Annotated in this window: 15 protein-coding genes; 4 read left to right on the forward strand and 11 right to left on the reverse strand. The window is 71.3% G+C overall.

Annotated features, from left to right (window positions below; all coding sequences use genetic code 11):
- Positions 1–63: 63 nt before the first annotated feature.
- Entirely contained in the window at positions 64–2,757 is a 2,694-nt protein-coding gene (locus ABZ862_RS02290) for a cellulose binding domain-containing protein (RefSeq protein ID WP_360950792.1), read from the reverse strand.
- Positions 2,758–2,960: 203 nt separating this feature from the next.
- Positions 2,961–5,885, reverse strand: coding sequence for a glycoside hydrolase family 48 protein (locus ABZ862_RS02295; RefSeq protein ID WP_360950795.1), 2,925 nt, complete (start codon positions 5,883–5,885; stop codon positions 2,961–2,963).
- Between the two features lie 274 nt (positions 5,886–6,159).
- Between ABZ862_RS02295 and ABZ862_RS02300 the strand changes: the two genes are divergently transcribed.
- The 3 genes from ABZ862_RS02300 (at position 6,160) to ABZ862_RS02310 (ending at position 10,614) form a co-directional block, all read left to right on the forward strand.
- The gene (locus ABZ862_RS02300) at positions 6,160–7,641 is read left to right on the forward strand and encodes a cellulase family glycosylhydrolase (protein ID WP_360950798.1); all 1,482 of its coding nucleotides are present in this window, start codon (positions 6,160–6,162) and stop codon (positions 7,639–7,641) included.
- A 123-nt stretch (positions 7,642–7,764) separates the two neighbouring features.
- Positions 7,765–9,483 carry a glycoside hydrolase family 6 protein gene (locus ABZ862_RS02305; RefSeq protein ID WP_360950801.1) on the forward strand — a complete coding sequence of 573 codons (1,719 nt, stop codon included), beginning with the start codon at positions 7,765–7,767 and terminating at the stop codon, positions 9,481–9,483.
- Positions 9,484–9,681: 198 nt separating this feature from the next.
- Positions 9,682–10,614, forward strand: coding sequence for a class I SAM-dependent methyltransferase (locus tag ABZ862_RS02310; protein ID WP_360950804.1), 933 nt, complete (start codon positions 9,682–9,684; stop codon positions 10,612–10,614).
- A 158-nt stretch (positions 10,615–10,772) separates the two neighbouring features.
- Here the strand turns inward: ABZ862_RS02310 and ABZ862_RS02315 are convergent, their stop codons facing one another.
- The 3 genes from ABZ862_RS02315 to ABZ862_RS02325 form a co-directional block, all read right to left on the reverse strand.
- Entirely contained in the window at positions 10,773–11,609 is an 837-nt protein-coding gene (locus tag ABZ862_RS02315) for an aldo/keto reductase (protein WP_360950807.1), read from the reverse strand.
- A 136-nt stretch (positions 11,610–11,745) separates the two neighbouring features.
- Positions 11,746–13,572, reverse strand: coding sequence for an AMP-dependent synthetase/ligase (locus tag ABZ862_RS02320; protein WP_360950809.1), 1,827 nt, complete (start codon positions 13,570–13,572; stop codon positions 11,746–11,748).
- Positions 13,573–13,837: 265 nt separating this feature from the next.
- On the reverse strand, positions 13,838–14,710 hold the full coding sequence (locus tag ABZ862_RS02325; RefSeq protein ID WP_360950812.1) for a LysR substrate-binding domain-containing protein: 873 nt from the start codon (positions 14,708–14,710) through the stop codon (positions 13,838–13,840).
- Between the two features lie 144 nt (positions 14,711–14,854).
- Between ABZ862_RS02325 and ABZ862_RS02330 the strand changes: the two genes are divergently transcribed.
- Positions 14,855–15,910, forward strand: a complete 1,056-nt coding sequence (locus ABZ862_RS02330) for a bile acid:sodium symporter family protein (protein ID WP_360950815.1) — start codon at positions 14,855–14,857, stop codon at positions 15,908–15,910.
- Positions 15,911–15,955: 45 nt separating this feature from the next.
- Here the strand turns inward: ABZ862_RS02330 and ABZ862_RS02335 are convergent, their stop codons facing one another.
- The 6 genes from ABZ862_RS02335 to ABZ862_RS02360 all read right to left on the reverse strand — a co-directional run bounded on the left by ABZ862_RS02335 (position 15,956) and on the right by ABZ862_RS02360 (position 24,632).
- Positions 15,956–17,830: an exo-alpha-sialidase gene (locus tag ABZ862_RS02335; protein ID WP_360950817.1), complete on the reverse strand. Its 1,875-nt coding sequence runs from the start codon at positions 17,828–17,830 to the stop codon at positions 15,956–15,958.
- A gap of 295 nt (positions 17,831–18,125) precedes the next feature.
- Positions 18,126–18,974 carry a formate dehydrogenase accessory sulfurtransferase FdhD gene (gene fdhD, locus ABZ862_RS02340; protein ID WP_360950820.1) on the reverse strand — a complete coding sequence of 283 codons (849 nt, stop codon included), beginning with the start codon at positions 18,972–18,974 and terminating at the stop codon, positions 18,126–18,128.
- 7 nt (positions 18,975–18,981) lie between these two features.
- On the reverse strand, positions 18,982–19,842 hold the full coding sequence (locus ABZ862_RS02345; protein WP_360950823.1) for a 2Fe-2S iron-sulfur cluster-binding protein: 861 nt from the start codon (positions 19,840–19,842) through the stop codon (positions 18,982–18,984).
- A gap of 49 nt (positions 19,843–19,891) precedes the next feature.
- On the reverse strand, positions 19,892–21,724 hold the full coding sequence (locus ABZ862_RS02350; protein WP_360951416.1) for an NAD(P)H-dependent oxidoreductase subunit E: 1,833 nt from the start codon (positions 21,722–21,724) through the stop codon (positions 19,892–19,894).
- 5 nt (positions 21,725–21,729) lie between these two features.
- Complete coding sequence (locus ABZ862_RS02355; protein WP_360950826.1) at positions 21,730–23,664, reverse strand: molybdopterin-dependent oxidoreductase; 1,935 nt, start codon at positions 23,662–23,664, stop codon at positions 21,730–21,732.
- Entirely contained in the window at positions 23,661–24,632 is a 972-nt protein-coding gene (locus ABZ862_RS02360; RefSeq protein WP_360950829.1) for a 2-dehydropantoate 2-reductase, read from the reverse strand. The genes ABZ862_RS02355 and ABZ862_RS02360 overlap by 4 nt, the downstream gene beginning before the upstream one ends.
- Between the last annotated feature and the right edge of the window lie 90 nt (positions 24,633–24,722).

Consider the following 24,722-nt stretch of genomic DNA (forward strand, 5'->3'; position numbering starts at 1 on the left):
TCCGGGACACAGCAGGAGGGCGCGTGCCGGTCGCGGCACGCGCCCTCGTTCGTGTCGTCGCCGTCAGGCGACCGTGCAGTTCTGGTCGCCCAGCTTGAACGCCGTGGGTTTCGTGTTGGTGCCCGTCCAGGTGCCGGTGAAGCCGAAGGAAACCGAGGAACCCGCCGCCACGGTGCCGTTCCAGCTGACGTTCGTCGCCGTCACCGCCGCGCCCGACTGGGTGAAGCCGGCGTTCCACAGCTGGCCGATCTGCTGCCCGTCGGCGAAGGACCAGCCGAGCGACCAGCCGCTCCACGCCGTGGTCCCGGTGTTGGTGAGCTGGACGTCGGCCTGGAAGCCGCCGGTCCACTGGTTGGTGATCTTGTAGGTGACCGTGCAGGCGCCGGTCGGCGTCGGGTCGCCACCGCCACCGCCACCGCCGGTGCCTCCGCCGCTGGTGTCGGAGGAGTCGCCGTAGATCACGCCCCGCCCGTTGGTCGACACGTACACCCGGCCGTAGACCCGCGGGTCACCGGTGATGGCCGCGCCGGTCCAGCCCCACTGGTGGGCGTCGTCGTTGATCCTCGTCCAGCTCGCCCCGGCGTCCGTGGAGCGGAAGATGCCGCGCACCCCGCCGATCTTCGCGCTGGTGTAGAGGGTCTGGTAGGAGGCCCCGGCCGCGGCCTTGCCGAAGCCGACGGTGTCCGCCTGCTGGACGTTCGCGAGCTTGGTGAAGCCGGCTCCGCCGTTGACGGAGTGCCACAGCCCGTACGCGCCGTCGCTCGCGCCGCCCGCCAGCCACACGTCGCCCTTGGTGCCGGGCAGCGCCTTGAGGCGCACGCTGTCGCCGCTGGGCAGCCCGGTGGCCGCAGACGCCGTGAAGGTCGCGCCGCCGTCCGAACTGACGTAGAAAACACCGGACTTGAAGCCGTAGAAGGTCTTCGGGTCGACCCGGTCCGACTCGACGACCGCGCCCGCCGGGATACCGCTCGACGCCGACCAGGACGAGCCGAACCCGGTGGTGTACTGCACCCCGGTGCCCGCCGGGCTCCATACGAACCGGCTGCCGTCCGAGGCCGCCGCCACCGTACCGCCGCCGCTCACCCCCGAAGGGTCGCTCCCCGCGAACCAGTTGGCCCCGTTGTCCGTCGAGAACGCCACATGCGGGCCGGAGTCGAGATTGCCGACCCGGACGACCGTGCCCGGGTTCGACTCGGCGAAGTCGAGGCTCGTCGTCGTGGTGAAGGTGGGCGAAGTGAACATCATCGAGGGGACCTTGGCGAGGTCGGTGTGCCGGAAGCCGCCGATGTCACCGAGCGCGCTGAAGAGCTGGGCGCCGCCGGAGGACGGCGCGGCGAGGTCGTTCACCGCGGTCTCCTCCAGCCCCTGCACCATGGGCTTCACGGTGAACTGGCCGCCGCTGTCCCAGTTCGTGAGGTTCTCGGTGCCGTAGAGCGTGGCGCCGGTGCCGTACATCATGCGGGCCGAGTCGAACGGGTCGATCTCCAGCGCCTCCGTCATCCACCCGAGTTTCGGGCTCTGTTCGGGCGGTGACGGGTTCGCGCCGAAGGTCAGCCAGGGGGAGGAGGAGACGTCGATGGTGTAGCGGTTCGAGCGGTTGGGGTACGACGTGTAGTCCCACGCCTTCGTCCAGGTCCCGCCACTGTCGGTGGAGCGGAAGATCTGGGTCTCCGGCCACCAGGAGCTGTACGCCGTCGCCATCACCGTGCCCGGGTGCTGCCGGTCGACGGTCAGGCCGCTGAAGCCGTAGTAGGTGTCGGCCTCCGCGACCGGGCTGATGTCCGTCCAGGTGCCGGTGGCCGTCGCGTACCGCCACAGCCGGCCCTTGCCGCCGTCGTAGGGGCCGCCCTTGTCGCTGTAGGCGAGATAGAGGTAGCCGTTCTTCGCGTCGAGCACGCCCTTGTGGGCGAGGTAGCCGGTGGGCTGTCCGGCCAGCCGGGTCCAGGTGGCGCCCGCGTCGGTCGAGCGGTACACCGCGTTGTCCTTGTCGGCGACCCCGACGTAGATCGTCTTCGTCGCCGTGCCGGAGGTCCCCGTGGACTCGTCGAAGGTGACCCAGACGATCCCCTGGTTGTCGCTGGCGTAGCCGGAGGTGTCGGTCGGGTCCTGCTGGTAGTTGCCGGGGTTGGGGAAGGCCGTGACCTGCGACCAGGTCACCCCGGAGTCCGTCGAGCGCCACAGGCCCTTGCCGCTGGGCGCGCCCAGGTACAGGACGCTGTCCTTGTTCGGGTCGATCGCGAGGCGCTCGCCCATGCCGCGGCCGGGCATGTTGCCGCCCAGCTTGAACGGCAGATCGGTCTTCTGCCAGCTCGCGCCCCGGTCCGCGGAGCGCAGCACGGCCCCGTTGCCGGGGTCCCAGCTGTTGGTGTACGTGCCGACGGCCGCGTACACCTTGTCCGGCGCGAGGGAGTCGCTGGCCAGGCTGACCACCCCGGTGTGGCCCCAGTCGTCCCAGCCGACGGAGTCGAGCAGCGGTGTCCAGGTCTTGGTGGACTGCTGCCAGCGGTAGGCGCCTCCGATGTCGGTGCGGGCGTAGACCAGGTTCTTCTCGGAGCGGTTGAAGACGATGCCGGGGACGAAACCGCCGCCGTCGATACGGGCGTTGTGCCAGGTGTAGGTGTCCGCGGCGAGCGGGGCGGCGGCAGCGGTGTGCGGGGCGGCGGCCTTCGCGGTGCCGGCCGCCAGTGCGGGCGGGGTGCCCGCGAGCAGTCCGGCGGCGAGCGCCAGGACGGCCGTGATGACGCGGGTTCTGCGCACGGTGGGGTCCTCTCTGATCGCAGCGCATCGGAGCACATCAAAGCGGGGCGGGTCGTGACATGACGACCGGGCGGTCCCCCGTGCGGGTGGGGGACCGCCCGGTCCGGTGGCCTCGCCGTCCGGTGGCGGGGCCGGGCACGCGGAGCGCCGGCGGGGCGTGGTGACATGCTCCGCGTACGAGCCCGGATGACCCTGCCCGCTGCCTACTCGAGCAGTTCCGCGTACGAGCCCATGGCCAGCGCGATGTCCGCCTGGGCCCAGAAGCGGTGATAGGTGAAGCTGGGCGCGGCGCCGCCCGCCAGATAGGCCGCGATCTTCGACCAGGACGGGTCGTTCTTGTAGAAGGACCGGATCGAGGTGAAGGTCGAGGACGAGTTGACCGTGTCGCCGTTCGGCATCTTCCCGCTCCAGCCGCTCGGGACGTAGACGCTGTCGTCGAAGCGGTTGTAGTCGGCGCGGGTCTCCGGGACGGCGACGCCCAGACCGTCCTGGTAGTTCGCCCACATGCCGTCGAGGAGTGCCTTGGCCGTCGACTTCGCGTTCGCGTCACCGGACCTGGCGCCGTAGTACGTCAGGGTCTTGGCGTACGCGGCGGCCACGCCGACGTCGTCGGTGTAGTCGGCGACCGTGACGTGCAGCCCGCTGTTGGTGCCGGGGCTGGAGGCGTTCCAGGTGTCGGGCTGGCCCGACCACTGGAGGGTGGAGGGGATCAGATAGGTGCCGTCCGGGTTGACCGTGGTCTTGGACAGCGCCCAGGCGACCCACTTGTCGAGAACGGCCTTCGCCGTGGCGTTCCCGGTCTGCTGGTAGTACTCGGCGACCCGCTCCATCGACCACGCCTGGAAGCCGAACCACTGGTTCGACGGCGGGTCGTGGTAGACGGGCTGCCAGTCGTAGTACATGCCGTAGAAGGTCGGTGTGCCGCTCGGGGGAGTGGCGTACCGGCCCTGCCAGCTGTTGGTGGCACCGCCCGCGATGGCGCCCTCGGACGACTGAAGCCACTGGTAGAACTCCAGCTGCCGGGTGAGCGACTTGCCCCAGTCGGCCGCGCCCGTCGCCGACTTGGGCTCCAGGTCGGCGTAGCTGCTCAGCGCGTACGCGGCGAGCGGGTTCTGGTAGCCGCCGTGCACATGGCTGGAACCGATGCGCCAGGCCCAGCCCGCGCTGGTGTCGTTGGCGCCGCCCCAGGCGTAGTACCAGGACAGCAGATAGTGCGAGGCGTCCTTGCCGGTGCCGGCCGCGCAGGTGGACGGTCCGACACAGTTACCGATCTTCTTGAAGTACTTGTCGTACATGGCGTAGCGCAGATAGTCGCCCATCTTGGCCGCCTTGCCGACGGTGGCCGACACGTCCGTGCCCTTGCCCTGCTGCTTGGCCCACACGTCGGCCCAGTACGCGGCCTGCACCGCACGCGCGTCGGCGTCCGGGGCGTCCGTGTACTTCCACTGCTTGGCGTAGGAGGAGTCGCCGGTGAACAGGTCCAGATAACCGTTGGTGCCGCCGTACTTGAAGGCGTCGCAGGTGGGCTGCGGGACGGTCTCCCACACCGACTCCTGCGGGCCGCGCTGGAAGGTGTTGAGGTAGGACGGACCGGTCGCGGTCGGCCCCGCCTCGCACTTGCCGGGCTCGTCACCGTAGCCGTAGACGTTGTCGACGTCCTGGATCCAGTGCATCCCGTAGACGTCGTCGGTGCCGTACGTGCTCTTCAGCTCGCCCGCGATCGGGTCGGAGCCCACCGAGACCCCGGTGTCCAGCTTGGCCGGATACTGGTCGGGGGTGTCCTGCTCGGGGGCGTAGGTGGCCGGTTTCGAGGCGTTGTAGAAGGAGTTGGTCGGCTGGTCGGCGTGGGTCGGGATCATGTACTTCTCCATGAGGTCCCAGGCCCCGTTGAACTTCGTCCAGTCGCCCGTGACCTTGCCGTACATGGCCTGGAGCCACAGGAGGTAGCTGTACGCCTCCGAGGTGGTCTCATGGCCGTAGTCCGGCGCCTCGACGATCAGCGTCTCCACCGAGTGGTACGGGATGCCCTCGGGTGAGAAGTAGCCGTTCGCCGGGTCGGTGATCTTGCCGTAGAGGCCCAGGAAGCGGGCGTCGTACGCCTTGGTGGCACCCAGCTCCGTGACCGTGACCGCGGCACTCGTGTAGCCGGTGGCCGTCGCGGTGAAGGTCGCCGTCCCGGTGCCGGACGCGTCGGCGGCGATCGTCACCGTCTGCGCCGTGCTCCAGTTGGACGGGGTGAAGGTGAGGGAGGAACCGGAGCTGACGGACAGACCGGTGGTGCCGGCCGTGCGGGCGACGCCCACGCTCACGTTCCCGCTCGGCTGCCCGGACAGCTTCAGCGTGAACGTGCCCGTCTTGCCTTGCTGGACGCCCAGTTGGGTGGGCGACGCCACGAGGGCGGGACCCGATGCGACGGTGATGCCCACCGGCGTGGACGGCGCGGACGCGCCCAGGCTGTCGTACGCCTTCGCCACCAGAGAATGACTGCCCACGGTCAAACTTGAGACCGAAAGAGAGTACGGGGCGGTGGTGTCCGTGCCGAGCAGCGTGGTGTCGTCGTAGAACTCCACCTTGCTGATCGTCGCGTTGTCGGCCGCCGCCGCGGTGGCCGCGAGCGGGACCGCCGTGCCCTGGGTGTAGACCGCGCCCGCCGCCGGGCTGGTCAGCACGGTGAGCGGCGGCTGGTGCGCGCCGGCGCAGGTGGTGCCGTTGACCGCGAAGGACGTGGGGGCGGTGTTGGTGCCGCTGTACGTGAACTGCGCGCCGGTGGAGACGGCCGCGCCCGCGGCGATCGTCCCGTTGTACGACGCGTTCTGCACGGTGACCGTCTGGCCCGACTGGGACCACGTGCCGTTCCAGCCGTTGCTGAGCTTCTGGTTGCCCGAGTAGCCGTACGTCAGGGTCCAGCCGCTGATCGCGTCCGTGCCCCGGTTGGTGATCGTGAGGTCGGCGGTGAAACCCGAACCCCAGTCGTTGGTCTTGTAGTCCACGCTGCACTGGACCGTAGCCGCCTGGGCGGTGGTGGTGCCCGCTGCGAGCATCGACAGCGGAAGGGCGAGCGCGGCCACCACGGCGGTCCACAGCCGCCGCACCCTTCCGTGTCTGCGTCCGTGAGGTCCCGGATCCATGTGCTGGTTCCTCCTTGCGGCTCGGCGATGTCAAGGCTTGAACCAGTGGGAGCGCTCCCATAGTGCGGACGGTGCAAGGGTCGGTCAAGGTGCCTGTGCACTCGAAATGATTCGACAACGTTCGGAGCGATCAGCTCCGGCCTTTTGAGGAAAAGTCAAGCGCCACCCCTGTCCATCGCCGTCACTTGGCGCTACCTTCCTTCGCAACCAGTGGGAGCGGTTCCATCAGTCGACGTGCCGGTGAACGGTGCGCCCGAGCTGCGAGGAGTCGCTCATGCGTCACCCCCCGCGTTCAGTACTTTTAGCCGTCACCGGTGCGATCACCCTCCTGGGGACCGCACTGGTGCCGGTCGTCACGGCCCACGGCGCCACGCCCGCCTGCACGGTGGACTACTCCGTCACCAACCAGTGGGACGCCGGCTTCCAGGGTTCCGTGACCATCACCAACAACCAGGCAGCACTGAGCAGCTGGACCCTGACCTTCGACTTCGCGAACGGCCAGAAGGTGACCCAGGGCTGGAACGCCAAATGGTCCCAGTCCGGTACCACCGTGACCGCCGCCAACGAGAGCTGGAACGGCTCGCTGGGCTCAGGGGCCGGTGTGACCGCCGGGTTCATCGGTTCCTGGTCCGGCGGCAACGCCGTACCGACGGCGTTCAAGCTCAACGGCACGACGTGCAACGCGGACAGCCAGCCGTCCCCGTCGCCGACCCCCAGCGACCCGCCCCCGACCGGCGGCGGCAGCGCCCCGGCGCTGCACGTGGCCGGGAACAAGCTCGTCGACGCGTCCGGCGCGACCCGCCGGCTGCTCGGAGTCAACCGCTCCGGCGGTGAGTTCATGTGCGTCCAGGGCTACGGCATCTTCGACGGCCCGGTCGACGACGCCGCCCTCCAGGCGATCGCCGACTGGAAGGCGAACGCCGTGCGCATCCCGCTCAACGAGGAGTGCTGGCTGGGACTTTCCAACATCAAACCGGAGTACGCGGGAGCCAACTACGTCAACGCGATCAAGGACCTGGTGACCCGGGCCGAGGCACACGGCCTGACCCCGATCGTCGAACTCCACTGGTCCTACGGCCAGTACACCGGCAACTCGGCGGGCTGCTCCGACGTCCACGCCACCTGCCAGAAGCCGATGCCGGACGCGCAGTACACACCGTCGTTCTGGTCCTCGGTGGCGAGCACCTTCAAGGACGACCAGTCCGTGGTGTTCGACCTGTTCAACGAGCCCTACCCGGACCGCGCCACCTCCACGACCACCCAGGCGTGGCAGTGCTGGAAGGACGGCGGCACCTGCCCCGGCATCTCCTACGAGGTCGCCGGGATGCAGGACCTGGTCGACTCGATCCGCGGCACCGGGGCGAAGAACGTCATCATGGCCGGCGGCCTCGCCTACTCCAACGACCTCAGCCAGTGGCTGACCTACAAACCGAGCGATCCCACCGGCAATCTCGCCGCCGCCTACCACGTCTACAACTTCAACACCTGCGCGAGCGAGAGCTGCTGGGCCTCCACCCTCGTCCCCGTCGCGGCGCAGGTGCCGCTGGTGGCCGGGGAGATCGGCGAGAACACCTGCTCGCACGGGTTCACCGACCAGGTCATGAAGTGGTTCGACGACCGCGGTCTGTCCTATCTCGGCTGGACCTGGAACACCTGGGACTGCTCCTCGGGCCCCTCGCTGATCTCCAGCTACGACGGCACGCCCACCGCCTACGGCATCGGGCTGCGCGACCATCTGCGCGCCGTCAACCCCTGACCCCCCACCACCCCCACACCGCCACACCGCCACAACCGGCACCGCCGGCGTGTCCGGCAGCGCCCGCACATCCCGCACATCCCGCACTCCCGTAATTCTCACGGAAGAAGGAAACCCGCACTCATGAGTCGTACCAGAACAGCGATATTCGCCGCCCTGGCGCTCGTCGCCGGGGCCACCGGGACGGTCATGACCACCGCCCCGGCCAACGCCGCGGCGACGGCGATCCCCTGCACCGTCGACTACAAGGTGCAGAACCAGTGGGACAGCGGCTTCACCGCCGCCGTGACGATCACCAACAACGCGGCCGCCAAGTCCAGTTGGTCGCTGAAGTGGTCGTACGCCGGGAACCAGAAGGTCACCAGCTACTGGAACAGCAAGATCTCGCAGAGCGGCACGGCCGTCACCGCCGCCAACGAGACCTACAACGGCGGTCTGGCCACCGGGGCCTCGGTCAGCTTCGGCTTCAACGGCTCCTACAGCGGCACCAACGCGGCGCCCACCACGTTCACCCTGGACGGGGTCACCTGCAACGTCGACGACGGCACCGGCACCGGCGGCGGGGGCACCGGCGGTGGCGGCACCGGCACCCGGGTCGACAACCCGTACACCGGCGCCAAGGTCTATGTGAACCCGGAGTGGTCCGCCAAGGCCGCGGCGGAGACCGGCGGCAGCCGTGTCTCCAACCAGCCCACCGGTGTCTGGCTCGACCGCATCGCCGCCATCAACGGCGTCAACGGCGGTATGGGCCTGCGCGCCCACCTCGACGCGGCCCTCGCCCAGAAGGGCACCGGCGAAGAGGTCGTCCAGCTCGTCATCTACGACCTGCCCGGCCGGGACTGCGCGGCCCTCGCCTCCAACGGCGAACTCGGCCCGACGGAGATCGACAAGTACAAGACGCAGTTCATCGACCCGATCGCGGCGATCCTGGGCGACGCCAAGTATGCCTCGCTGCGGATCGTCACCACCGTCGAGATCGACTCGCTGCCCAACCTCGTCACCAACACCGGCAGCCGGGCCACCGCCACGGCCAACTGCGACACCATGCTGGCCAACGGCAACTACGTGAAGGGCGTCGGCTACGCCCTCGCCAAGCTCGGCGCGATCCCCAACGTCTACAACTACCTCGACGCCGGCCACCACGGCTGGCTCGGCTGGGACGACAACTTCGCCCCGTCGGCCACCCTGTTCAAGCAGGCGGCCACCAGCGAGGGCGCGACCGTGGACGACGTGGCCGGATTCATCACCAACACGGCCAACTACAGCGCCCTGAAGGAGAACAACTTCACCATCAACGACACGGTGAACGGCACGTCGGTGCGCCAGTCCAAGTGGGTCGACTGGAACCGGTACGTCGACGAGCTGTCCTTCGCGCAGGCCTTCCGCAACCAACTGGTGTCGGTCGGCTTCAACTCCGGCATCGGCATGCTGATCGACACCTCCCGCAACGGCTGGGGCGGTACCGCGCGCCCGGCCGGCCCCGGCGCGACGACCAGCGTGGACACCTACGTCGACGGCGGCCGCTACGACCGCCGTATCCACGTCGGCAACTGGTGCAACCAGTCCGGAGCGGGCCTCGGTGAACGGCCGCAGGCCAACCCGGCCACCGGGATCGACGCCTACGTGTGGATGAAGCCCCCGGGGGAGTCCGACGGCTCCAGCACCGCCATCGCCAACGACGAGGGCAAGGGCTTCGACCAGATGTGCGACCCGACGTACACCGGCAACGCCCGCAACGGCAACAGCATGTCCGGCGCCCTGCCGAACGCCCCGCTGTCCGGGCACTGGTTCTCCGCCCAGTTCCAGCAGCTGATGCAGAACGCCTACCCGCCGCTGTCATGACCTGACGTCTCCCGCCGTGGCCTGACGGCACCCCGCCGGGGCCGGTCGCCCATGACCGGCCCCGGCGGTCCGCGTCCGTTCCCCGGTTCGCCAGGACTTGCCGAAGTTGTCCGGCTTTTTGCCGCCTCGGCAACGGAAGTGGCCGCCGCCCGGTGTGCCGTCGCACCCTGGCGGTACGCGGACGAAAGGCTGACCAGCATGGCGCACCAGACGGACGAGCACGGCCACCGGCACGGTCACGGTCACGGGGACGGACAGGACGAGGGGCCCGGCCACGGCCACGAGCACTCCGACCTCGACTGGGACGAGATGGGCCCGATGCTCGAGGCACAGGCGGAGGTGTTCACCCCGTTGTACGAGCGGGCGCTGGCCTGGCTCGGGAAGGAGGTGACCGAGCCGGGGCTGATCGTGGACGCGGGCAGCGGGCCCGGCGTGCTGTCCTGCCTGTTCGCCGAGGCGTTCCCCGGCGCCCGGGTGGTCGCCGTGGACGGTGCCGCGCCGCTGCTGGAGCGGGCCGCCGCCCGCGCCGCCCGGCTGGGCGTCGCCGACCGCTTCGGCACGCTGGCCGGCGAGCTGCCGGGTGTGCTCGACGAGCTGGACTACCCGGCCGATGTGCTGTGGGCCAGCCGCAGTCTGCACCACCTCGGTGACCAGCGGGCCGCGCTCGCCTCGTTCGCCGCCCGGCTCGCGCCCGGCGGCACCCTGGCCCTCCTGGAGGGCGGACTGCCGTCCCGTTTCCTGCCGCGTGACATCGGCATGGGCCGGCCCGGCCTACAGGCCCGGCTGGACGCGCTGGAGCAGGACAGGTTCGCCGCGATGCGGTCCGGACTGCCGGGTTCCGTCGCCGAGACCGAGGACTGGCCCGCGCTGCTGGCCTCCGCCGGCCTCAAGCACACCCGCACCCGTACGTTCCTGCTGGACCTGCCCGCCCCGGTCACCGACCGTGTCCGCGGCTATGTCGCCGAGACCCTCGGACGCTTCCGCGACTCCGTCGGCGAGGCCCTCGACGCGGAGGACCGCGCCGTCCTGGACCGGCTGCTCGACCCGGCGGACGAGGCGGGTGTGCACCACCGCCCCGATGTGTTCGTCCTGGCGGCCCACACGGTGTACACGGCGGTCCGCACCGGCTGACGTCGGCCTGCCGCGGGCGGCGGTGGTCCGCAGCGGCTCACAACGGTCCGCACCGGCCGGCGGTGTTCCGCCCCGGCCAGCGGTGGTCCGGGCCCGTTCGGGACGGCGCCCGTGCGGAGCGCACCGGTGCGCTCCGCACGGGCGAGGTGCCGTTCAGGTCAGCCCGCGTTGAACGTGGCCGGGTCGGGGCCGGTGCGGCGGTCCTCGTTGAGGGCGCTGATCGCCGCCAGGTCCTCGATGTCGAGCGTGAAGTCGAACACCTCGATGTTCTCCTTGATCCGCGACGGCGTCACGGACTTCGGGATCACGACGTTGCCCAGCTGGAGGTGCCAGCGCAGCACGATCTGGGCCGGGGAACGGCCGTGCTTCTGCGCGATCGCCACGATCGCCGGGACCTCCAGCAGCCCCTTGCCGGAACCGAGCGGCGACCACGCCTCCGTGGCGATGCCGTGCTCCGCGTGGTACTCGCGGGCCGCGTGCTGCTGGAGATGCGGGTGCAGCTCGATCTGGTCGACGGCGGGTACGACGGGCGTCTCGTCGATCAGCCGCCGCAGGTGCTCCGTCTCGAAGTTGGAGACGCCGATCGCCCGCACCCGGCCGTCGGCGTACAGCTTCTCGAGCGCCTTGTACGTGTCGACGTACAGGTCACGGGCGGGGGTGGGCCAGTGGATCAGGTACAGGTCGACGTAGTCCAGGCCCAGTTTCGCCAGCGAGGCGTCGAAGGCGCGCAGTGCCTTGTCGTACCCGTGGCCGCTGTTCCACAGCTTGGTGGTGACGAAGATGTCCTCGCGGGGCACTCCGGACGCGGCGACGGCGCGCCCGGTGCCCTCCTCGTTGCCGTAGACGGCCGCCGTGTCGATGCTGCGGTACCCGGACTCCAGCGCGGTGGCGACCGCCCGCTGCGCCTCGTCGTCCGGCACCTGCCAGACACCGAAGCCCAGCTGGGGCATCTCGACGCCGTTGTTCAGGATGATCGGGGGGACCTTGCTGCTCACGGGTTCTTGATCCTTCGGTCGGTCGTCGGGTGGTGCTCCGGTACTCCCATGGTCAACGATCACAGGGCGTGATGCATTCCTGACCACGGAACCGGTCGGAGTCGGCCAGGAAGCGTTGTACCCGGCGCACACCCGCTCACGCCTGGTACAGCGCCTCCACCTCGTTCGCGTACGCCTTCTCGATCGCCCGGCGCTTCAGCTTCAGCGACGGGGTGAGCAGCCCGTGCTCCTCGGTGAACGGCTGGGCGAGGATACGGAAGGTCCGGATCGACTCGGCCTGGGAGACCAGCGTGTTGGCGGCCACCACCGCACGGCGCACCTCCGCCTCCAGGTCGGGGTCGTGGACCAGCCGGGCCGCCGGCATCGGGCGTTTGCCGCGCATCATCAGCCAGTGCTCGACGGCCTCCTGGTCCAGGGTGACCAGAGCCGCGACATAGGGGCGGTCGTTGCCCACGACGACGCACTGGCCGACCAGCGGATGGTCCCGGACCCGCTCCTCCAGCACCCCGGGCGAGACGCTCTTGCCGCCGGAGGTCACCAGGATCTCCTTCTTGCGGCCGGTGATGGTGAGGTAGCCGTCCTCGTCGAGGGAGCCGATGTCGCCGGTGGCGAGCCAGCCGTCGTGCAGCGTCGCGTCGGTCGCCTTCTGGTTGTGGAGATAGCCCTGGAAGACGTTGGGGCCGCGCAGCCAGATCTCGCCGTCGTCCGCGATGTGCACGGTGATGCCGGGGACGGGCGGTCCCACCGTGCCGTAGCGGGTGCGATCGGGAGGGTTGGCGGTCGCCGCCGCCGTGGACTCGGTCAGGCCGTAACCCTCGTAGATCTGCACGCCCGCGCCGGCGAAGAACAGCCCGAGCCGGCGGTCCATGGCCGAACCGCCCGACATGGCGTTGCGGATCCGGCCGCCCATCGCGGCGCGCAGCTTGGCGTAGACGAGCCTGTCGAAGAACTGGTGCTGCACGCGCAGCCCCGCCGAAGGGCCGGGACCAATACCCCAGGCCCTGGCCTCCACGGCCGCCGCGTAGTCCACCGCCACGTCGACGGCCTTCGCGAACGGCCCCGCCCTGCCCTCCGCCTCGGCCCTGCGGCGGGCCGAGGTGAAGACCTTCTCGAAGATGTACGGCACGGCCAGGATGAACGTCGGCCGGAAGGCGGCCAGGTCGGGCAGCAGGGCCGCCGCGTTCAGCTGCGGCTGGTGGCCGAAGCGCACCCGGCCGCGGATCGCCGCCACCTCCACCATGCGGCCGAAGACGTGCGCGAGCGGCAGGAACAGCAGCGTGGCCGCCTCGTCGCCCCGCCGGGAGTGGAACACCGGCTCCCAGCGCTCCAGGACGGTGTCCGCCTCGTACATGAAGTTGCCGTGGGTGAGGATGCAGCCCTTGGGGCGGCCGGTGGTGCCGGAGGTGTAGATGATCGTGGCGGTCGAGTCGGGGGTGACGGCCTCCCGGTGCCGGTGCACCACCTCGTCCTCCAGGTGCGCGCCCGCGTCGTACAGCTCCTGGAGGGCGCCGGTGTCCAGCTGCCACAGCTGGTGCAGGCCCGGGAGGCGGTCGATGACCGTGGCGATGGTCATGGCGTGGTCCTCGTGCTCGACCATCGCCGCGGTGACCTGGGCGTCGTGCAGCATCCAGTAGCACTGCTCGGCCGACGAGGTCGGATAGACCGGCACGACCTGGGCGCCGATCGTCCACAGCGCGAAGTCGAAGAGCGTCCACTCGTAGCGGGTCCTCGACATGATCGCGACCCGGTCCCCGAACCGCACGCCCCGCGCCAGCAGCCCCTTCGCCAGCGCCAGCACCTCGTCGCGGAACGCGGCGGCGGTCACGTCCCGCCACCGTCCCGACTCGTCCTTGCGGCCCAGCGCGATGTGCCGCGGGTCCTCCTCGGCATGCCGGAACACGCAGTCGGCCAGTCCGCCCACCGGCGGTGCCGACACCAACGGAGGGTTGGTGAACTCGCTCAAACCCGCTCCCCGCTCCCCGGCCCCCGGGGGTTCTCCTGGTCACGTTCCGGACAGCGCGGTGAAAGCTACCCCACCGGCAGGCGGTGCGGGAGGGGGTGCGAAACCGAGCATCACTCACATTCGGCCGCTCGGACACCCGGAAAATGCGCCCACATGGGGAAGGCCCGGACAGATCACCTACGGGTCGGTAGGTTTCGGCGACGGCAATCTCCACCGAATCTGTACGGCCCGATTACGCCCCTCACCCGCGCCGCGCCGCGCCCCTTCACCCCGGCTGCCGTCGCTGCAACCGGTCGCCGCCTGCCAGGATCACCGCGGCCAGGGCGTCCGCCGCCTCCTGCGCCGAGGCCCGGCGGCGCCCGTGCACCAGGACGAAGTCCACCGGGTCCAGCTCCGGCAGCCCGGCCCGCTCCGGAACCGGTGCCAGGCCCGGCGGGACCAGCCGCCGGGAGTGCGCCATCACCCCCAGCCCGGCCCGCGCCGCCGCGACCAGACCGTTGAGGCTGGTGCTGGTGCACACGATCCGCCACGGCCGGCCCTGCCGCTCCAGCGCCTCCATGGCCAGCGCCCGGGTGATCCCCGGCGGCGGGAAGACGATCAGCGGAACCGGCCGCTCCGGGTCCAGCCGCAGCCGTTCCGCGCCGATCCACACCAGCCGGTCGTGCCACACCAGGCGCCCGCGCGGATCCTGCGGGCGCCGCTTGGCCAGCACCAGGTCCAGCTTCCCGGCGGCCAGCTGCTCGTGCAGGGTGCCGGACAGCTCGACCGTCAGCTCCAGGTCGACCTCCGGATGGTCGTACCGGAAGCCCTCCAGGATCTCCGGCAGCCGGGTCAGCACGAAGTCCTCCGACGCGCCGAACCGGAGCCGGCCGCGCAGCCGCGTCCCGGTGAAGAACGCCGACGCCTGCTCGTGCACGGCCAGGATCCGCCGGGCGAAGCCGAGCATCGCCTCGCCGTCCTCCGTCAGCTCCACCGCGTGCGTGTCCCGCGTGAACAGCCGGCGCCCGGTGGCCTCCTCGAGCCGCCGTACGTGCTGGCTCACCGTCGACTGCCGCAGCCCGAGCCGCCGCGCGGCCTGCGTGAAACTGAGCGTCTGCGACACCGCGAGGAAGGTCCGCAGGTGGGAGGGGTCGTACACGCCGTCCACGATAGCCGGACAGCGCGTCGTTCATCATGAACAGCGATGACAGTCACCACGGTGTACCGGATTCCCGATCACGGCGCCGAGGAGCACCATGAGAGGGGGCACCCCTGCCCCGACAGAGGAAGCAAGTGGAGCACCGTGAAACACCTGCGTCTGCCGAAGTGGCTGCCGATCGACCCGTACATCCTGCTGCTGCTCGGGACCGTCGGCCTCGCCGCGCTGATCCCGGCGCGCGGCACCGGCGCGGACGTCGCCTCCGGTGCCTCGACCGCCGCGATCGCCCTGCTCTTCTTCCTCTACGGCGCCCGCCTCTCCACCCGTGAGGCGCTGGAGGGCCTGAAGCACTGGCGGCTGCACGTCACGGTGCTCGGCGCCACCTTCGTCGTCTTCCCGCTGCTCGGCATCGCCGCCCGCGGCCTGGTCCCGGTGTTCGTCACCCACGACCTCTACACCGGTCTCCTCTTCCTCACCCTGGTCCCCTCGACCGTCCAGTCGTCGATCGCGTTCACCTCCATCGCCCGCGGCAACGTGCCCGCCGCGATCTGCGCGGGCTCCTTCTCCTCGCTGGTCGGCATCGTCGTCACCCCGCTGCTCGCGGCCGTGCTGCTGGGCAGCAGCGGCGGCGGTTTCTCCGCCGACTCGCTGGTCAAGATCGTGCTGCAACTGCTGGTGCCGTTCGTCGCCGGGCAGGTGCTGCGCCGCTGGATCGGCGGCTTCGTGACGCGGCACAAGAAGGTCCTCGGCTACGTCGACCGGGGCTCGATCCTCCTCGTCGTCTACACCGCGTTCAGCGAGGGAATGGTCCAGGGCATCTGGCACCAGGTCAGCCCGGCCCGGCTCGGCGGCCTGCTCGCCGTCGAGGCCGTGCTGCTCGGTGTGATGCTGGCGCTCACCTGGTACGGCGCGAAGGCGATGGGGTTCGGACGGGAGGACCGCATCGCCATCCAGTTCGCCGGCTCCAAGAAGTCCCTCGCCTCCGGACTGCCGATGGCCGGTGTGCTGTTCGGCGCGCAGGCCTCCCTCGCGGTGCTGCCGCTGATGCTCTTCCACCAGATGCAGCTCATGGTGTGCGCGGTCATCGCCAAGCGCCGCGCCCGTGACCCGGAGGCCCAGGAGGACGTACGGCTCCCGGCGCCGCCCGCGCGGGGCACGGCGCCGGGAACCCCGGCCGGCACGCCGACCGTCTCCCGCTGAGCCGGGGCCCGGCCGCCCCGTACCGGGGCCCGCCGTGCCGTGGGCTCAGCCGCCGCCGCGCACCCGGTCCAGCGGCAGCCACAGCACGGTGCCCGCCGCCGACGGTTCCGTGCCGTCGGCGGACAGTTCGGCGTCGCTCAGAGCGCGGTCCCAGACGTGCACGTCGTCGATCGCGCCCGTGAAGAAGGCCCGGCTGTCCGTCCGCTGCCCGATGTGCACGCCGAACGGCGAGTTCCGGCTGACGGAACCGGGCACATCGGCGGCGGTGGCGACCTCGGCGCCGTCGACGAACAGGCTCAGCTCGCCCCCGCCGCGCCGCAGCGCCAGCCGGTGCCACGTGCCGTCGTTGTACGCCTCGCCGCCGCGCACGTACGCGGTCCGCGGCGCCGCCGCCCCGTTCCGCACGGTGATCAGGCCCTGGACGCGGTGGTTCGCGGGCTCCGCGCGCAGCCAGACCTGCGGCTGGGAGGTGCCGATCCCGCCCATCCACAGCAGCGGCTGCTCCCCGCCCGCCGCCGAGTACCGGAACCACAGCGACGCCGTGAAGTCCTTCGTCCCGAGCGGCAGCCGGTCGCTGTACGGCAGCCGTACGGCGTCGTCGGTCCCGTCGAACTCCAGCGCCCCGCCGTGCACGCCGCCGGTCTCCGCGGCGCCCCCGAGCACGGCCGCCGGACGCGCGTGCGGGGCCCGGTCGGCGGTCACCGGGTCGGGTCCGCGGCGCGGGGTGAGCCAGTCCTCGCCGAAGCGGGCGAAGCGGATCTCGTCGCGGGCGTCGGCCGCGCCGCCCTCGTAGAGCAGACCCACCGTGCCGCCGTCGATCCGGGTCAGGTCCGAGTAGCCGGACCAGTCCGTGGTGACGACGGTGCCGCGGTCCACGCTGTCCCAGGTGCGGCCGCCGTCGTAGGAGGAGCGGATCATCATGGTGCGACGCCGGTCGGGGTCGGCGGGGCAGGACAGCAGGATCCGGCCGCCGGTGCGGAGGGTGGCGCACTGCACCTGCGGGGCGTACAGGTCGGGCAGGTCGCGGAACGGGGCGGTGAAGCTGTCGCCGCCGTCCCGGCTGACCGCCTGGGTGCGGTGGCCGAGGTCGGTGCCGTCCTGCTCGCGGCCGCTGACCAGGACGGCACCGTCGGAGCGCTCGGTGAGGGTGAGTTCGGACGGCTTCTGCCGGAAGGTGCCGTCGGCGGCGATCGGCCAGGTGTCGGTGGCCCCGGCCCGCCAGTGCGCCCCGTGGTCGTCGCTGACGATCAGCGCGGCGTGGTTCGCGGTGATCCGGGTGCCGTCCCAGGTCTCGGTGTTGACACCGAACACCAGACGTCCGGCGTGCCTGCCCCGGGTGAGCTGGATGCCGTGCACCGGGCCGGTGGCGTACCAGGAGTTCCAGTCGGCGGGCAGGATCTCGTCGCTCAGATCGCGCGGCGCGGACCAGGTCAGCCCGTCGTCGTCGCTGTACTGCAGATGCGGGGTGCGGTCGCAGGGGACCGTGCAGCCGGCGCCGTCCGTGCGGCCGGTGTTGTACGTCTCGGCGAGCAGGATCCGCCCGGTCTCCCGGTCGACGACCGGCGCGGGGTTGCCGTGCGTGTCCCCGGCGCCCTCGGTGACGACGCTCAGCGGGCCCCAGGTACGGCCGCCGTCGGTGGACCGCTTGAGCACGATGTCGATGTCGGCGGCGTCCCCGCAGTTGAGGACCCGCCCTTCGGCGAAGGCGAGCAGCGTCCCGTCGTCCGTCTGCACGATCGCCGGGATGCGGAAGCAGGCGTAGCCGGGGTCCTGGGACGCCTTGAAGAGGACCTGCTGCTCGAACTCGGTTGCGGGAGAGACCTGTTGGGCATGTGCCGGGTGCGGGAGCACCAATGGCGCGGCCGCCGTGAGGACGGCGGCCAGGACGGTTCTCAGTCGTGCGCGGACGCGTAACGGCATGTGCGGGGCCTGCCCTTCACGCTTCAGGACGCAAGGACACGACGGTAGTGGGGTTCCCCGCCGCCCCACAAGGCACGTGCGCCCACCGGAGTGCGGCCCGGATCGGCCGGGTTTCGCCCCCGCCGCCCCTTCCCGTCCCGCCCCGGGGGCGCTGCCCCAGGGGCGGAAAACCCTCCCGGGTGCGCCCGGTGGTCGGCCGATCCCGCCGAAGGCGGCACGGCGGGACCCCGGTACGGCGCAGGGGGCGCTCCCCGCCGGTGGGGCCCCGCCGCCCGTGCCGCGGGGTGGGGAGCCGTCAGCCCTGGACGGCCGCGGTCCGCAGGGCGATGCGCTCCTCGCCCGCGTACACGTTCATGGAGGTGCCCCGCAGGAAGCCCACCAGCGTCAGCCCCGTCTCGGCGGCGAGGTCGACGGCGAGCGACGAGGGCGCCGAGACCGCGGCCAGCACCGGTATGCCCGCCATGACCGCCTTCTGCGCCAGTTCGAACGAGGCCCGTCCCGACACCAGCAGGACGGTCCGCGACAGCGGCAGGTCCCCGTTCTGCAGGGCCCGTCCGACCAGCTTGTCCACCGCGTTGTGCCGGCCGACGTCCTCCCGGACGTCGAGCAGTTCCCCGTCCTCGGTGAACAGCGCGGCGGCGTGCAGCCCCCCGGTCCGGTCGAAGACGCGCTGGGCCGCCCGCAGCCGGTCGGGGAGGCGGGCGAGCAGTTCGGCGTCGATCCGGACCGGGGGAGTGTCGGCGATCGGCCAGCGGGCGGTCGTCCGGACGGCGTCCAGGCTCGCCTTGCCGCACAGCCCGCACGACGAGGTGGTGTACACGTTCCGCTCCAGGGTGATGTCCGGTATCACCACACCGGGCGCGGTCCGCACGTCGACCACGTTGTACGTGTTGCCCCCGTCCACGGTGGCGCCCGCGCAGTACACGATGTTCTGCAGATCGCCCGCCGCGCCCAGCACCCCCTCGCTGACCAGGAACCCGGCGGCCAGCGCGAAGTCGTCGCCGGGGGTGCGCATGGTGATCGCGAGCGCCTTGCCGTTCAGCCGGATCTCCAGGGGCTCCTCGGCGACGAGCGTGTCGGGCCGTGTGGACACGGCACCGCCCCGGATGCGGAGCACCTTGCGTCGTTCCGTGACTCGTCCCATGTCCTGATCAGCCCCGGTTCTGTACGTGCTGGTAGCCGAATCGGCCCTTGATACACAGGTTCCCGTGGGTCACCGGGTTGTCGTGCGGGGAGGTGACCTTCACGATCTCATTGTCCTGCACGTGCAGCGTCACGTTGCAGCCCACTCCGCAGTACGCGCACACGGTCGTCGTCTCGGTCTGCGCCGACTCGTCCCACGTACCCGCCGCACGCATGTCGAACTCCGACCTGAACGACAGCGCGCCGGTCGGGCACACCTCGATGCAGTTGCCGCAGTACACGCACGCCGAGTCCGGCAGCGGGGCGTCGTGCTCGGCGGCGATCCGGGCGTCGAAGCCGCGGCCGGTGACGGAGATCGCGAAGCTGTTCTGCCACTGGTCCCCGCACGCGTCCACACACTTGTAGCAGAGGATGCACTTGCCGTAGTCGCGCACGTACAGGTCGTTGTCGACCTTGGGCTCGGCGTCCAGGCGGGCCGCGTCCGGGCCGAAGCGGCCGGGCCGCGCCCCGTACTCCTCGATCCACCCGGCCGCCCCCGGTGTCGTCGACAGGTCCACGGAGGAGGCGAGGAGCTCCAGGACGACCTTGCGGCTGTGCCGGGCGCGCTCGGTGTCCGTGTGCACCGCCATCCCGGGCTCCGCCTTGCGCGAGCAGGCCGGCACCAGGGTGCGGGCGCCCTCGACCTCGACGACGCAGACCCGGCACGCGTTCTTCGGGCGCAGGGTGTCGCCCTCGCACAGGGTCGGCACATCCGTCCCGGCCGCCCGGCAGGCGTCGAGGACCGTCGACCCCTCCGGCACCCGCACCTCCTGCCCGTCGAGGGTGAACTCCACCAGCCGGCGCGGGATCCCGAGCGGTATCGCGGTCATGTGCACCTCTCCGGAAGGTCGTTGACGGATACGGCGGCGGTCGAAACGGTCATGTGTACGCCCCCAGACGGTCGATGGCGGATTCCACGGCGTTCCACGCGGCCTGCCCCAGACCGCAGATCGAGGCGTCCCGCATGGCGCGGCCCACCTCGCGCAGGAGGGCGATGTCGTCGGCCGCGCCCGCACCGGTCCGTTCGCCGATCCGGCGCAGCGCCTCCTCCTGGCGCACCGTCCCGACCCGGCACGGCACACACTGCCCGCACGACTCGTCGCGGAAGAACTCCGCTATCCGGAGCAGGAGTCGTGGGAGCGGCACACTGTCGTCGAAGGCCATGACCACCCCCGAGCCGAGGGTGGTCCCCGCCTCCCTGGTGCCCTCGAAGGTGAGCGGGATGTCCAGCTCGTCCGCCCGGACGAAGCCCCCGGCCGCGCCGCCCAGCAGCACCGCCCGCAACCCGTCCCGCACCCCGGCCAGGGCCAGCACCTCGCCCAGCGTCGCGCCGAACGGCACCTCGTACACCCCCGGCCGCTCCACGCTGCCCGACACGCAGAACAGCTTCGGCCCGGTGGAGCCCGCCGTGCCGATCGCCGCGTACGCCGCCGCGCCCATCGTGAGCACCGGCAGCACGTTGACCAGCGTCTCCACGTTGTTCGCGACCGTCGGCCGCCCGAACAGGCCGTGCTCCACGGGGAAGGGCGGCTTGGAGCGGGGCTCGCCCCGGTAACCCTCGATGGAGTTGAACAGCGCGGTCTCCTCGCCGCAGACGTACGCGTTGGCGCCGCGCCGGATCTCGATGTCGAAGGCGTAGCCCTGGCCGAGGATGTCGTCGCCGAGGAGTCCGCGCGCCCTGGCCTGTCCGACGGCGTGCTCCATACGGGCGAGCGCGCGCGGGTACTCGCCGCGCAGATACAGGTAGCCGCGGTGCGACCCGGTGGCGAACCCGGCGATCGTCATGGCCTCGACCAGCGCGTACGGGTCCCCCTCCATGATCACCCGGTCCTTGAAGGTGCCCGGCTCGGACTCGTCCGCGTTGCACACCACGTAGTGCGTACGGCCCGGCTGGGTCGCGGTGGCCTGCCATTTGCGCCCCGTGGGGAAGGCGGCGCCGCCGCGTCCCGTCAGACCGGAGTCGGTGATCTCGCGGATGACTCCGCCCGCGCCGAGGCCGAAGGCGCGGCGCAGGGCCGCGTAGCCGCCGTGGGCGCGGTAGTCGTCCAGGCTCGCGGGGTCGGCGACGCCGATGCGGCGCAGCAGGATCAGGTCCTCGTGTCCGGGCCGCCCGGCCTGCGGGACGGCGTGGGCGGGCGGCGGCTCCTCGGGTGCCGAGCCGGGCGCGGTCGCGGCGAGGACGGCGGTCTCGGCGGTCGCCGGTGCCGAGACCGCCGTGCGCACCGGGTCGCCCGCCTTGATCGCGAGGGCGGCGGGGGCCCGTTCGCACAGGCCGAGGCAGGGGCTGCGTTCGACGGTGACCCCGCTGCCGGGACCGAGCCGGGTCTCGGCGGCGTCGCACACCGCGTCGGCGCCGGCCGCCGTGCAGGCCAGGTCGGTGCACACGTGCAGTACGGTCGCGGGCCGCGGGCGGACGGAGAACATGGCGTAGAAGGAGGCGACGCCGTACGCCTCCGCCGGCGGTACCGTCAGCCGGCGGCACAGATAGTCGAGGGCTCCCTCGCTGATCCAGCCGACCCGGTCGTTGACGGCGTGCAGCCCCGGCAGCAGCAGGTCGCGCCGGTCGCGGGCCTCCCGTCCGCCCCTGGCCCACCTGAGGTCCGTGCCGGAGCGGTCGGCGCCCTCCCAGGCGGACTCCGGGGGGCCCAGCAGGGCGTCCACGGCGGCCCGTTCGTCGTCGGTCGGTTTGCTGTCGCCGAAGCGCAGGTCCATCTGCGTCACCCCACCCAGGTCACGACGGGCAGCTTCTCGATGCGGATCGCGGAGGCCTTGAACTCCGCCGTGCCGGCGATGGGGCAGTTGGCCTCGATCGTCAGCTGGTTGGTGTCCACCTCGTCCGGGAAGTGGAACGTCATGAAGGCCAGGCCCGGCCGCAGCGCGGTGTCGATCCACACCGGCGCCCGCACCACGCCGCGCCGTGAACTGATCCGGACCTCCTCGCCGACGACGACGCCGTAGTGCTCGGCGTCCTCCGGGCTCAGCTCGAGGTACTCGCCGCGCCGCAGCGGGGAGGCGAAGCCGCCGCTCTGGACGCCGGTGTTGTAGGAGTCGAGCCGCCTGCCGGTGGTCAGCCGGATGGGGTACTCCTCGTCGGTGAGGTCGACCGGCGGATCGTGCCGCACGATCCCGAACGGCGCCGCCATGCCGCGCAGTTCCGGATCCCGCTCCCACAGTCGGCCGTGCAGATAGGCCGGTTCGAGCCGTTCGGTGCTGGTGCAGGGCCACTGGATGCCCTGGTGCTCGTTGAGGCGGGCGTACGTCATGCCGTAGTGGTCGGGGGACACGGAGCGCAGTTCGTTCCAGACGGCCTCGGCGTCGGCGTACTTCCAGTCGTGGCCGAGCCGGCCGGCGAGGTCGCAGAGGATGTCGATGTCCTCGCGCGCCTCACCGGGCGGGGTCACGGCCCGCCGCACCCGCTGGACGCGCCGTTCGCTGTTGGTGGCGGTGCCGTCGGTCTCCGCCCAGCCGGCGGTGGCGGGCAGCACGACGTCCGCCAGTTCCGCCGTGCGGGTGAGGAAGATGTCCTGCACGACGAGGAAGTCGAGGGCCGCCAGCCGCCGTACGGCCTGTTCGCTGTCCGCCTCGGACTGCGCCGGGTTCTCGCCGATGCAGTAGACGGCCCGGAGCGTGCCGTCCTCCATCGCCTCGAACATCTCCGTGAGGTTCAGTCCGTAGTGGGGTTCGATCGCGGTGTGCCAGACGGACTCGAACTTCCGCCGGGTCGCGGGGTCGAGGATGTCCTGGAAGCCGGGCAGCCGGTTGGGGATGGCGCCCATGTCGCCGCCGCCCTGCACGTTGTTCTGCCCGCGCAGCGGCTGCAGCCCCGAGCCGTAGCGGCCGACATGGCCGGTCAGCAGGGCGAGGTTGATCAGCGCGCGGACGTTGTCGGTGCCGTTGTGGTGCTCGGTGATGCCGAGGGTCCAGCACAGCTGGGCCCGCTCGGCACGGCCGTAGGCGTGCGCCAGTTCCCTGATCGCCCGCGCCGGTACGCCGGTGACCTTCTCGGCGAGGGAGAGGGTCCACGGCTCGACCAGCGCCCGGTACTCCTCGAAGCCGCTCGTCGCCCGCTCCACGAACGCCTCGTTGACCAGGCCGGCATGGATGATCTCCCGGCCGATCGCGTGCGCCATCGCGATGTCCGTGCCCACGTTCAGCCCGAGCCAGCTCTCCGCCCACTCGGCGGTGGAGGTGCGGCGCGGGTCGACGGCGTACATCCGGGCGCCGTTCCTGATCCCCTTCAGCACGTGCTGGAAGAAGATCGGGTGCGCGAAGCGGGCGTTGGAGCCCCACATCACGATCAGGTCGGTGTGCTCGGCCTCCTCGTACGACGAGGTCCCGCCGCCCGAGCCGAACGCCGCCGAGAGACCGGCGACGCTGGGCGCGTGACAGGTGCGGTTGCAGGAGTCGACGTTGTGGGTGCCCATCACGACGCGGGCGAACTTCTGCGCCACGTAGTTGGTCTCGTTGGTGGCGCGGGAGCAGGAGAACAGCCCGAACGCGCCGCGTGCCGCGTCGAGTCCGCGGGCGGTGCGGTCCAGGGCCTCCTCCCAGGTCGCCCGCCGCAGCGGCTGGTCGCGCGCGTCGCGCACCAGGGGGTGGGTGAGCCGGGTGTACGTCTTCGGCTCACGGTCGCGTTCCTGACGCTTGGTCATGCGGCGCTCCTCAGCGCGAGCAGGTCCGAGATGGCGTGCACGGTGCGCAGGGTGGGCACCTCCACGCCGGTGATCTCCGCGAGTTCGATCACTGCGGCGAGCAGTACGTCGAGCTCCAGCGGCTTGCCGCGCTCCAGGTCCTGGAGCGTGGAGGTGCGGTGGTCGCCGACGCGCTCCGCGCCCGCGAGCCGCCGCTCGACGGAGACGCCGACCTCGCAGCCGAGGGCGCCGGCGACGGAGAGGGTCTCGTGCATCATGGTCTCGATGACCTTGCGGGTGCCGCCGTGCAGGCACATCTGCCGCATGGTGGCGCGGGCCAGGGCACTGATCGGGTTGAAGGAGATGTTGCCGAGCAGCTTGACCCAGATGTCGCCCCGCAGGTCGGGCTCCACCGGGCACTTGAGGCCGCCCGCGCGCATGGCCTCGCCGAAGGCCAGACAGCGCGGCGACAGACTGCGGTCGGGCTCGCCGACGGAGAACCGGGTGCCCTCCAGGTGCCGTACGACGCCGGGGCCTTCGAGTTCGGTGGCGGCGTACACCACACAGCCGACGGCCCGTTCGGGCGCGAGCACCGCACTGACCGCGCCACCGGGGTCCACGCTCTGGAGACGGTGGCCGTCGTGGGGGCCGCCGTGCCGGTGGAAGTACCACCAGGGGATGCCGTTCTGGGCCGCCACGATCGCCGTGTCCTCGGCCAGCAGGGGCCCGATCAGCGGCCCGCACGCCGCGTACGAGTGGGCCTTGAGACCGAGGAAGACGTAGTCGACCGGGCCGATCTCGGCCGGGTCGTCGGTGGCGTGCGCGCGGGCGGTGAAGTCGCCGCGCGGGCTGCGCACCCGGACGCCGTGCTGCCTCATGGCCGCCAGATGCGGTCCACGGGCGACGAGATGCACATCGGCACCCGCGCGATGGAGCGCGGCGCCGACGTAGGCGCCGATCGCACCGGCGCCGAGGACTGCCACTTTCACGAAGGAGCTCCGTTCGGTCGAGGGTACCGAGGAACTTCGCCGAACAGTGTCGACTGAATATTGTCTACAGTATGGCGATGGGGTCGACAA

Source organism: Streptomyces sp. NPDC047000 (assembly GCF_040644295.1).
Taxonomy (GTDB): Bacteria; Actinomycetota; Actinomycetes; order Streptomycetales; family Streptomycetaceae; genus Streptomyces.